This is a genomic window from Candidatus Dormiibacterota bacterium (assembly GCA_036495095.1).
Lineage (GTDB): Bacteria > Chloroflexota > Dormibacteria > Aeolococcales > Aeolococcaceae > CF-96.
The window spans coordinates 1-9,826 of record DASXNK010000011.1; the positions used below are offsets into that span (position 1 = coordinate 1).

Annotated in this window: 12 protein-coding genes and 1 tRNA gene; 2 read left to right on the top strand and 11 right to left on the bottom strand. The window is 75.2% G+C overall.

The genetic code is table 11. The features are described from left to right. Window positions 1-149: LuxR C-terminal-related transcriptional regulator (locus VGL20_00835; GenBank protein ID HEY2702212.1), on the top strand; the 149-nt coding region annotated here is incomplete at its 5' end. On the opposite strand, the gene VGL20_00840 is transcribed toward VGL20_00835, so the two are convergent. The 3 genes from VGL20_00840 to VGL20_00850 all read right to left on the bottom strand — a co-directional run bounded on the left by VGL20_00840 (window position 150) and on the right by VGL20_00850 (window position 1,703). Continuing rightward, window positions 150-1,130, bottom strand: coding sequence for a G1 family glutamic endopeptidase (locus VGL20_00840; GenBank protein ID HEY2702213.1), 981 nt, complete (start codon window positions 1,128-1,130; stop codon window positions 150-152). It abuts the gene before it with no gap. A 169-nt stretch (window positions 1,131-1,299) separates the two neighbouring features. Continuing rightward, window positions 1,300-1,372: transfer RNA gene (locus VGL20_00845), tRNA-Met, on the bottom strand. A 43-nt stretch (window positions 1,373-1,415) separates the two neighbouring features. Next, the gene (locus VGL20_00850; protein HEY2702214.1) at window positions 1,416-1,703 is read right to left on the bottom strand and encodes a hypothetical protein; all 288 of its coding nucleotides are present in this window, start codon (window positions 1,701-1,703) and stop codon (window positions 1,416-1,418) included. A gap of 195 nt (window positions 1,704-1,898) precedes the next feature. On the opposite strand from VGL20_00850, the gene VGL20_00855 reads away from it, so the two are divergent. Further along, entirely contained in the window at window positions 1,899-2,414 is a 516-nt protein-coding gene (locus VGL20_00855) for a hypothetical protein (GenBank protein ID HEY2702215.1), read from the top strand. On the opposite strand, the gene VGL20_00860 is transcribed toward VGL20_00855, so the two are convergent. The 8 genes from VGL20_00860 to VGL20_00895 all read right to left on the bottom strand — a co-directional run. Next, entirely contained in the window at window positions 2,381-3,178 is a 798-nt protein-coding gene (locus tag VGL20_00860) for a J domain-containing protein (protein HEY2702216.1), read from the bottom strand. The genes VGL20_00855 and VGL20_00860 overlap by 34 nt on opposite strands. A gap of 192 nt (window positions 3,179-3,370) precedes the next feature. Next, a complete protein-coding gene (locus tag VGL20_00865) occupies window positions 3,371-3,985 on the bottom strand; it encodes a TlpA disulfide reductase family protein (protein ID HEY2702217.1) in 615 nt (204 codons plus the stop codon). A gap of 46 nt (window positions 3,986-4,031) precedes the next feature. Continuing rightward, entirely contained in the window at window positions 4,032-4,499 is a 468-nt protein-coding gene (locus VGL20_00870) for a hypothetical protein (GenBank protein ID HEY2702218.1), read from the bottom strand. Between the two features lie 71 nt (window positions 4,500-4,570). Continuing rightward, a complete protein-coding gene (locus VGL20_00875) occupies window positions 4,571-6,022 on the bottom strand; it encodes an HD-GYP domain-containing protein (GenBank protein ID HEY2702219.1) in 1,452 nt (483 codons plus the stop codon). 227 nt (window positions 6,023-6,249) lie between these two features. Next, window positions 6,250-7,704 carry an AarF/ABC1/UbiB kinase family protein gene (locus VGL20_00880; GenBank protein ID HEY2702220.1) on the bottom strand — a complete coding sequence of 485 codons (1,455 nt, stop codon included), beginning with the start codon at window positions 7,702-7,704 and terminating at the stop codon, window positions 6,250-6,252. Beyond that, window positions 7,701-8,561, bottom strand: coding sequence for an oxygenase MpaB family protein (locus tag VGL20_00885; GenBank protein ID HEY2702221.1), 861 nt, complete (start codon window positions 8,559-8,561; stop codon window positions 7,701-7,703). The genes VGL20_00880 and VGL20_00885 overlap by 4 nt, the downstream gene beginning before the upstream one ends. A gap of 82 nt (window positions 8,562-8,643) precedes the next feature. Beyond that, window positions 8,644-9,219, bottom strand: coding sequence for an MGMT family protein (locus VGL20_00890; GenBank protein HEY2702222.1), 576 nt, complete (start codon window positions 9,217-9,219; stop codon window positions 8,644-8,646). Between the two features lie 112 nt (window positions 9,220-9,331). Next, window positions 9,332-9,826, bottom strand: a 495-nt coding sequence (locus VGL20_00895; GenBank protein ID HEY2702223.1) for a hypothetical protein, incomplete at its 5' end; no start/stop codon positions are given.

The following is a 9,826-nucleotide window of genomic DNA, read 5'->3' on the forward strand; positions in this document are numbered from 1 at the left end:
CCCGGGGCTACAGCTACAAGGAGGTGGCCCAGAGCCTCCACCTCTCGGCCCGGACCGTCGAGACCCACGTCTCCTCGGTGCTGCGCAAGCTGCAGCTGAGCAGCCGCCACGAGCTCGCCCGCTGGGCCAGCGACCGCCGCCTGGTCTGATCAGGCGCCGAGGTAGCTCACCGGGAACCCGCCCCCGCCCGCCGACGCGCCGATCGGCCCCGGCGCGGCCTGGCCGCCGCTGCGGTCGCTGAGGGTCAGCTCGATCAGCTGCTCCGCCGGCCAGGTGGCCACCCCGGCGGCGCCGAGGTTGGCGCTGCAGCCGGCGAAGCTGACCGAGCCGAAGTCCGCCAGGGTCGAGACCGTGCCGCCGTGGCTGGTGGCCTCGGTGACCCACTCGGCGCTGCCCAGCGAGTCGGCGGCCGGGGAGAAGGAGACGTCGCGGGCGTATCCGCTGGTCTCGTCGACGAGATGGACCTGGCCGCCGGCGGCGCCGCTGCGAAGGCTGAGCGAGGCGGAGATGCGGTCGCCGGCGCTGATCTGCACCAGCGCCACCAGCGGGGCGGCGTTCCCGGGGGTGAGCAGCTCGTACCAGAGCGCGTGGATGGGGACGCCGTTGCGGCAGAAGGCCCCCGAGCCCGCCTGGTAGAGGGGATAGCTCGGATACCCGCCGAGGCCGACCCAGAACACCGATTCGGAGGTGGCGGCGGTGCAGCGCACCGTGGGCTCGGTCCAGGACCCACTCACCTGCCAGAAGCCGCCGCCCCGGGCGACATAGCCGGACCAGTTGTCGCTGACCACCCGCGCCGGCTGGGCCTGCGCCGCCACCGGCGGCGAGACCCGGCTGATGATCACCGGCGGCTGCGGGGACGGGACCGGCGCGGCGGTGGGACGTTGAACCGGCCGCGGCGTCGGAGCCGGGGCTGGCGCCGCCGCGGTCGGGCTCGGGGTGGGGGGCACCAGCTGCGACACCGCCATCGGCACCGGGTCGGCGGTGGCCTCCGGGGTCACCTCCGCGGTGGGCGCAGGAGTGGGGACGGAGGCCAGTGCCGGGGTCGCCAGGGGCACCGGGCGCGGCCCGCCACACCCGGCCAGAAGCACCAGCGTCGCCGCCATCCCGGCCGCGACCACGGCTCGTCTCACCGACTCGACCTCCCTCTCTCGGACCCGTACATCGTCTGCGAGGGGGGCCCGAGCGTCGCACCGTGTGGCGGCACCGCAACCCGTCCGAGACGCCGCCGTCACGCCGTGGATGTGACGCCGGGGGCGCGCGGTTTCCTACGCGGAGGCCGCTGCGGGAGAGCGAGGGGCGTACCAGGGGTGGGACTTGAACCCACGGCCTGCGGGTTATGAATCCGCTGCTCTGACCACTGAGCTACCCTGGCGCGCCCCCACATTGTGACGGTGGGAACGGCTCCGCCGTGACCCTCAGCGGTGGGCGGTGACCGACGAGCAGGAGGCGCTCAGCACCTGGTCGAGGCCGTAGGCGCGGCGGCCGACGGTGGCGGAGTCGACCCGTGCGCAGGGCATCGTCAGGGTGATCCGGGTGGCCGCGCCGGCCTGGCGGGTCCAGGTGGCGACGAGCCCGGCGGTGAGCAGCACCACCGCGAGCAGGCCGGCCACGATGAGGCCGAGCCCGACCCACGCCGTCCGGCGGCGGAAGCCTCCGCGGGAGCGTCCCGCCCGGGGCGCGCCGCGCACTCCCCCCTGCTCCATCCGTGTCCTCCACTACCCCCGGCCAGACACCGTACTCGTCGACGCTGTCCCGAACCCGGCTGTGACGCACCGGTCACAGGAGCCGCACCGACCTGTCACAAGCGGCCGGTCGATCGGGCGCGGCGAACGGGGGTACGCTTGTAGCGGGATGGCGAACATCTGGAGGTTCGACATCGCCGTCGTGGAGCCCGCGCCGTGAGTCTCGACTGGTCGGACATCGTCACCGTCGCCCGGAAGCAGGGCTGGCGCGAGGAGCGCCGCACCCGGCACATCTGGCTCTACGCGCCCGACGGCCAGGGGACGGCGTGCATCCCCACGTCGACCAGCGACTGGCGCGCGATCCACAACGCGGTGGCGCAGCTGCGCCGGCTGGGGTTGGTGTGGGGGGGCCGCCGGGCCAGCCGCGGGCCCGGCCTGCAGGGGGGGCCACCCGAGGGGCGCGGCGACGACGAGGCGTCGACCCTCGCCCGCATCGAGTACGCGCTCTCCGTCGACGAGGCGGTCTACTGCGCGATCGTGAGCGCCAGCGCCCCGCTCTCCGCCACCGAGCTCTCCTCCACCACCGGGTTCTCGCGCTCGGCGATCCGCCCGGCGCTGCAGGCCCTCACCGCCGAGGGGTTCCTGGTGCCCGCCGGCAGCCGCACTCGCGAGAAGCGGGGCGTGCGACCCGACACCCTCTACGCTCTCTCCGGGGCCGCGCCCGCGGGCTGAGGACGGGCCGCGGTCGCGGGCTGGCGCACCGGCCGCAGCAGCCAGGCGCCGCACACCGTGAGCGCGATCGCCAGCGGGAGCAGCCGGGCGCCGAGGCCGAGGCCGAGGTCGGAGGCGAAGAAGCCGCCGAGGAGAACGTGCGGGTCGAACTCGGCGCCGGTGACCGCCAGCAGCCAGATGCCGGTGAAGCCGACCAGCGCCTCCCAGCGCCGGTGCCCGACCGGCCCCTGCACCGCGGCGACGGCGAGGGCGAGGAGCAGCGCGCCGGCGCCGCTGTTCAGCACCCCGGCGAGGGCGCCGCCGTCGAAGCCGCTGACGCTCACGGGCTGGGCGCCGCCGGTGATGGTGACGAAGGGCAGCAGGGTCACACAGACCAGCACGAGGACGATGCCGGCGCCGATCAGGCCGCCTCCCTGCCAGAGCGGGCGGGCGATCGCGGCGTGGGGCACGGCGGACGCCGCGGGGCGCCCGGCGGTCTGGGGCCGGCGGCGCAGGTGGACCACGCTGACGATCTCGAGCCGCATCTCGTGCTCCATGCGGTCGAGGTTGAACGCGGAGCGCGAGCCCGGCGAGAGCAGCACCCGGCGGGCCTCGCTGATCTGGCGGAAGCGCTCGGCGGCGGCGGCGTCACCGGGGTGCAGGTCGGGATGGCACTGCTTCGCCCGCTCCCGGTAGGCGGCCTTGATCTCCGCCTCACCGGCGTCGTGCGGCACGCCGAGGATGGCGTAGTGGTCGCGAAACCTGGTCGGAGTCGATGACCGCATCTGGTCCACTTCCCCCATTGCCTCACGGCGCCACGGGGGTGCCCATGACGCCGGGCAGCGAGACCGCTGCATCCTTCCAACGCGGCAGGCCGCGGCAGGCTTGCGCGGCGGGCAGAAGTCTGCCAGCCGCACGTCGACGCGACGCCACCCTGGACGGCCTCGACGCGGCCGCCCGCGCCGCCCTGGAGGCGCTCAGTTGACCCCCAGGCCGTAGAGCCCGTTGAGGCGGTCGCGCAGGGTGTCGTGGAGGAAGGCGCCGAGCTTCACCCCCAGCAGCTTGCCCTGGGCATCGTAGAAGGCGGTCGCGGGCAGGCCCATGGCACCGAGGGCGTCGTGCAGCCCGCTGTTCAGCCGTCCGCCGACGTCCTGGGCGATCGGCCAGCGGTCGACGCCGTACTGGCGGGCCATGCCCAGGCCGTCGCCCGACTCCTCGGAGTCGACCCCGACGAAGCGCACCCGGTCGCCGAGCTGGGTCGACATCGCCGACAGCACCGGCAGCTCCGCCCGGCAGGGGCCGCACCAGGAGGCGAAGAAGTTCACCACCACCGGCTTCCCCCTCAGGTCGGCGAGACGCACCAGCCCGGGGCCGTTCAGCCTGGGCAGCTCCCAGCGGGCGGGATCGGTGGAGACCGCCACCGGGGTGCCCGTGCCCGGACTGCCACCGGGCGGGCTGCCGGAACCGGTGCGGGCGATGAGCAGGGCGGCGACCAGCGCGACCGCCACCGCGGCGAGCGGCGCGATCAGCCGCAGCCTGCGGCCGCCGCCGGAGGACGTGGACGAGGACGTGGACGTGGGAGTGTCGGTCATCAGGCCCATTCTCGCCCAGGCCACCCACCCCGCCGCGGGAACGGCTTCAGCGTCCCAGCGACTGCGACCAGGCCACCAGCACCCCCCAGGCGGCGCTCCAGGCCAGCAGCGCCGTCACCCAGCCGGCGCCGCTGACCCGCGGTGCCCCACCCGCCCCCCGGGTCCGCCGGAACCAGTCCGCGGTGCGCGGTAGCGCCAGCCGCCACACCACGAAGGGGGCGAAGGTGACCAGCACGGCGAGGGAGAGCACCCGGCCCCGGGCGACACCGTGACCGGCCGCGAGGCCGGCCAGCCCGAGCAGCCCGCCGAGGGTGAGCAGCCCGCAGAGCGCGATCTGCACCCACCGAGCGGCCGGCACCCCGCGCCGCAGCGCCTCCCCGAGGGCGGCGACGACGGCGGCGGCGGCGAGGAGGCCGGCGAGGCCGCGGACGCCGCCGGACTGGCCGAGGTGCCCGCCGAGCCCGGCGATGCCCTGGGTGACCAGCTGGGCGGCGAGGGCCCAGTCGAAGACCACCGCGATGCCCAGCCCGGCGGGTGACCGGTGAGCGGTCTCCCCGGTGGCCCCGGAGGCCGTGGCGGCGCCGGTCAGGGGGTGCTCTGGGGTGTTGCCGCGGGACTGGCGGCGGTGGTGGCGTTGGTGGTGCTGGTCGCCAGCGACGTGCTGGTGCCGGTCAGCGTCGAGGTGGTGCTCGGGGCGCCGGTGGTCGTGCTCCTGCTCGTCGTCCCGGTGGTGGTGCCGGTGGTGGTGCTCCTCGTGGTCGTCATCGTGGTGCCCGTGGTCGTGGCCGTGGTGGTCGGGTGGCTGGTGGTCGTCGCCGTCGTCGTCGTGGTGATGGTGTGGACGGTGGTGGCCGAGGAGCTCGACGACTCCTGGTGGGTGGTCGACATCGTCGTCATCACCGAGGCGGCAGCCGACGGCGGCACCCTGGTGGTGGAGGTGCCCGCGGCCGTCGGCGGCTGGGTCTGCGCCGGCACGCTCACCGCCGGGGGCGCCGGCGGCGCCGTGGGCAGCACCGCGGGGTGCAGCGCCACCGTGCCGGTGGTGACCAGGGCGGTGACCCCGGCGGCGCCGCTGCCCGCGGGCAGGAGGCGGGGGATCAGCCCCAGCGGCGCCCCGGCGAGCGGCGCCAGCCAGGCGGTGAAGCCGACGGTGCGCCAGAGGCGGCCGATGGAGATGGTGAGGAACGCGCGGACCAGGGTGGGGTCGAGATGGCTGCCCGACGACCGCACCAGCTCGCGCCGGGCGGCGGCGACACCCATCGGCCGCTTGTAGGGGCGGGCCGCGGTCATGGTCTCGAAGGCGTCGACGACGGCGACGACGCGGGCGCCGAGGGAGATCTCCCGGCCGCGCAGCCCCCGAGGATAGCCCCTGCCGTCCCAGCGCTCGTGGTGCTGTTCGACGGCGAGCGCCCACTCCCCCAGCCACTCCCGGATCGGCTCGATCAGCCGAGCCCCCTCGACGGGGTGCTGGCGCAGGCTCTTCCAGCCCTCGGGGCCGGGGTCGCCGCGCTTGTTCAGCACAGTGGCGGGGACGCTGAGCTTGCCGATGTCGTGCAGAAGCGCTGCCCACCGCAGCCGGTCGCGGGCCGCCGGGGGAAGCTTGAGCTCGTCGGCGAGCATGTCGGTGAAGATGCGCACCCGCTCGGAGTGCCCCCGGGTGGCGCGGTCGTGGGCGGTGAGCGCGGCCACCAGGGTGACGATGGTCTCGGTGGCGCGAGCGGGGGTGTCGCCGGCGCCCTCCGGCCCGGTCCAGGTGACCTCCGCCTCGAGGTCGCGCACCCGCCGGCGAGCCACCGCGAAGCGCGACGGGGCCCGATCCGGGAAGAGCAGCGAGAGCCGCAGCAGGGTCGCCAGCGGAATCAGCCGCTGCGCCATCCGCTGGAAGACGGCGAAGGCGAGCACCTCGACGATCAGGAAGGCCACCCACCAGATCGCCGCGCCGCCGACGTCGGAGGGACGGCGGAAGACCCGCCCCACCAGGAACGAGAGTGCCAGGGCGGCCACGATGGGCATCACGAAGACGGCGACGCGCAGCACCGCACTGAGAACCGGGCGTGCGCGCCACCGCGCGGATGCGACGCGCTCGGGCGGCGTGTTCGACGAGCTCATAAACCGCTGTGTGGGGGGACTCTTCCTGGGGCAACGACCCGCCAGCGCCGCCGCTGCTCTCGATGATACGTGCCCCGAGCCCGCTCGCAACCGTCTTTACCGCCGTCTTACATACGACGGCCGGTTCAGGCGTCGGCGCCGCCGGGCTGCCGAGATCAGGCCGCCCGGCGCGCCGCCTCCCAGCGGGCCTCGGCCTCGCCGCTCGGGGTCGACGGCGGCCCCATCCGGAAGGGCCAGATCTCCTCGGCGATGCGCCGCCAGTTGGCGGTGGCCTCGAGGCTGCCGAGCACCGCGTAGAGCCCGAGGTTGATCCGCTGCAGGATCACGTAGGCCCGGGGGATGTCGCTGTAGGGGGCGAGCGGGGTGCGGGTGTTGAAGTAGCGGCGCACCATCGCCGACGCGTACTCGCGGGTGATCGTCATCGGTGCGTCGCGCAGGACCGTCCGGTAGAACTGGCCGAGGTGCTCGACCACCACCTCGGTCGAGACCGGGGCCCCCCGCTGGATGAAGCCGGCGCGCTCGAGGGCGTCGCGGAAGCCCTCGCCGTCGTTCTCGACCGCGAGGAAGCGGGACGCGTCCTCGAGCGGCTGCAGGTCCTCGGCGGTGAAGTGCTTCACCAGCCCGAAGTCGAGGAAGCTCACCCTGCCGCCGCCGTGGAACAGGTAGTTGCCCGGGTGGGGATCGCCGTTGAAGGCGTGGAGCCGGTAGAGGCTGCGGAAGACGAAGCGGTCGATGGTCTCGCCGGCGAGGTCGCGCTCGCGCTGCGGCCAGGTGAGCAGCTCGTCGAAGCGGGCGCCGCTGACCAGCTCGGCGGTGAGCACCCGGGCGGTGCTCAGCTCGTCGACGACCGCGGGCACGTGGATGGTGGGGTGCCCCTCGTAGTAGGCGGAGAAGAGCCGCTGGTTCTCCGCCTCGATGCGATAGTCGACCTCCTCGCGCATCCGCTCGCCGAGCTCCTCGATCATCGAGCGGGTGTCGAGGCCGGGGAAGGCGCTGGCGGCGACCCGGCGCAGCAGGGCGACGTTGCGCAGGTCGGACTCCAGGCTGCGGGCGATGCCCGGGTACTGCACCTTCACGGCGACGGCGCGGCCGTCGTGGGTGATGGCACGGTGCACCTGACCGATCGAGGCGGCGGCGAAGGGCAGCCGGTCCCAGCGCGCGAAGACCCGCTCGGGAAGGTCGCCGAGCTCGTCGCGGACCATCGTCGCCGCCAGCTCCGCGCTCATCGGCGGGGCGTCGTGCTGGAGCCGCGCCATGGTGGTGCGGAAGCTCTCGGGAAGGCCGTCGTCGAGGTAGCTCGCCATCTGGCCGAGCTTCATCAGCGCGCCCTTCATCGACCCCAGCTCCTCGGCGACCTCGTCGGCGCTGCGCAGGGCGAGGTCGGTGCGCAGCTCGCGGCGGCGCTCCACCGAGGCGAAGATCAGCTGCGGCGACCGGGCGGCGTAGCGGCCGCCGATGCGCAGCGCCAGCCGGGCCATCGCGGCGCCGCGCTCGCCGCGCGACTGCAGCACCGCCATCCCCGCGCCGGGGCGGAGCAGACGGCGAAGCCCGAGTGCGCCGAGCCCGGCGAGGGCGGCGGTGGCGGCGACGGCGGCGGCGGCCCGCCTCATCCGGCGGCCCGGATCCGCGCCTCGATCCGCCGCCGTGCCTCGACCACCCCGGGCTCCGACTCGAAGGCGAAGTCGAGCACGCCGATGAGCTGCCGCACCGGCTCGCGCTCGAGCTCCGCGGGAGGCGGCGCCTCCCATCCGTAGAGCGAGCGCGCCCACTCCGGCAGGGTGCCGACCGCGACCCGGCCGACGTCGTGCCAGAGCTCCCGGGTGTCCTCGTCGAGGCCGGGAGGGTCGAGCACGATCGCCATCGCCTCGCGCGCCGCCGGCGTGGCCTGGACCAGGTCGACCGAGGTGAGGTAGCCGGTGAGCCCGGCGACGTCGTGGGGGATGATCTCCTCCGGGACGCCGAGGATCGAGGCGAAGCGCACCATCTCGGCCACGTAGGTGTCGGCCCCGGCGGCGTCGAGCCCGCGGCCGTAGGCGCGCATCACCTCGACGATCGAGTCGACCATGGCGGCGTGCACCCAGAGCAGCAGCGCCGGGTCCTCGGCGCTGTAGGCGAGGCCGGTGACCGGGTCGACGCCGTGCACCCGGGTGTGGATGTGGCGCACCCACGCCGCGGCGGCGAGGGCGGCGGCGCGCTCCCCGTAGGTGACGGTGAGCACGTAGCCGCTGGTGGCGGCGAGCCGCCCGAAGGGGTCGCGCTGCCAGTCGCTGTGCTCGGCGACCCCCGCCATCGGCAGCGGGTGGAGGGCCTGGAGCATCAGCGAGCGGATGCCCGCGACCAGGAAGCTGCGGTCACGGTGCACCCGCCACACCACCGACCGGGGCCCGAAGAGCCCGTCGTCGGCGGGGTGCTCGGGCACGCTGCGCACCAGGGTCCGAGCCAGCGGCTCCAGCGCGGTGGGCTGCATCTCCACCCCCACTCCTACGCGGCCCTCCTCATGCGCGGATCACGGCGCTCATCACGATAGAGCGTTCTGAGCGCCGACGCGCTCACCGGTGAGCGGACCTCCCCCGGGCCGTCATCTCCCTCGCCGATGACAGCCTTCCCCCTGCATCCAGGGTCACGCCCTCCCCGGCGAGGAGGGCGCGCTTGGCGGTGGGGCCGCCACAGCCGTAGTGGCCGATCCGCCCGTCGCGGCGGACCACCCGGTGGCAGGGCACCACCAGCGGCAGCGGGTTGCGCGCCAGCGCCGTGCCCACCGCCCGGGCGGCGCCGGGGTGGCCCACCCGGTCCGCCAGCCAGGAGTAGCTGCGGGTCTCGCCGGGCGGGATCGCGCAGGTCTCGAGGAGCACCCGGCGCTGGAACTCGCCGAGCCCCTCCAGCCGGGGCCGCCACTCCCCCCGGCCGCGGGCGGCGTCCTCGATCAGGTGGCGCAGCGGCGCGGGAAGCTCCACCGGCTCGGGGACGACCCCCAGCATCCCCAGGCACCACTCCTCCACCGTGGCGGCGGGGCCGTCCGGAAGGACCGCGATCGGCTCGGCGCCATCGTGGACCACCCACACCTCCCCCACCGCGGTGGTGGCCAGGCGCGAGCACAGCACCCCGCGCAGCATCGTGGTCGTCATCGTGCTCCTCCGTTGACCGGCGTCCGACGGTCTCACAACCCGTCCCCGGCGCGCGAGGTTGCACGCGGAGGGGCCGCCGGTCGCCCGGCGGCCCCCGGTGGTGGTAGCCGATCTACCCGGAGAGGCCGTGGCGACGGCGCCGGAGGCAGGCGCCGGCCAGGCCCCCGCCGGTCGCCACCAGGAGGACGCCGCCGAGCCCCAGCGATGCGCCGGTGAGCGGCGCGGACAGCCGGGAGGTGCCGGCGGCCGCGGTGCCGGTCGACGGCGTGATCGTCGGGTCTCCGGCGTCGGGGCTGGCCTGGAGGCCGCCGAGACCTGCCGCCGAGGCGGTGAGCACGCCCGCGGCCTCGCCGCTCTGGCCGAGCAGGTCGCCGACGGTGCCGACCGCCGCCGACCCGGGGCCGGCGGCGCCGCCGGTCGCCCCCACCTTGAGCAGGACGACCCCGACCACGCCGGGCACGCTGATCGGGATGCCATTCGCGCCGGTCTGATCGGTGCTCAGCAGCTGGGTGCCGTTGATGCCGACCACGTAGGCGGAGCCGTGATTGCTGCTCGTGGCGTCGGAGTGCAGGAGGATGAGCACCAGGGCGCCGTCGCCGACGTTGGC

Coding starts and splice junctions, on each gene's coding strand:
- VGL20_00880 (HEY2702220.1), bottom strand. CDS start 7,704: ATGAGGCGGGCCGCCGCCGCCGTCGCCGCCACCGCCGCCCTCGCCGGG.
- VGL20_00885 (HEY2702221.1), bottom strand. CDS start 8,561: ATGCAGCCCACCGCGCTGGAGCCGCTGGCTCGGACCCTGGTGCGCAGC.
- VGL20_00890 (HEY2702222.1), bottom strand. CDS start 9,219: ATGACGACCACGATGCTGCGCGGGGTGCTGTGCTCGCGCCTGGCCACC.
- VGL20_00860 (HEY2702216.1), bottom strand. CDS start 3,178: ATGCGGTCATCGACTCCGACCAGGTTTCGCGACCACTACGCCATCCTC.
- VGL20_00850 (HEY2702214.1), bottom strand. CDS start 1,703: ATGGAGCAGGGGGGAGTGCGCGGCGCGCCCCGGGCGGGACGCTCCCGC.
- VGL20_00865 (HEY2702217.1), bottom strand. CDS start 3,985: ATGACCGACACTCCCACGTCCACGTCCTCGTCCACGTCCTCCGGCGGC.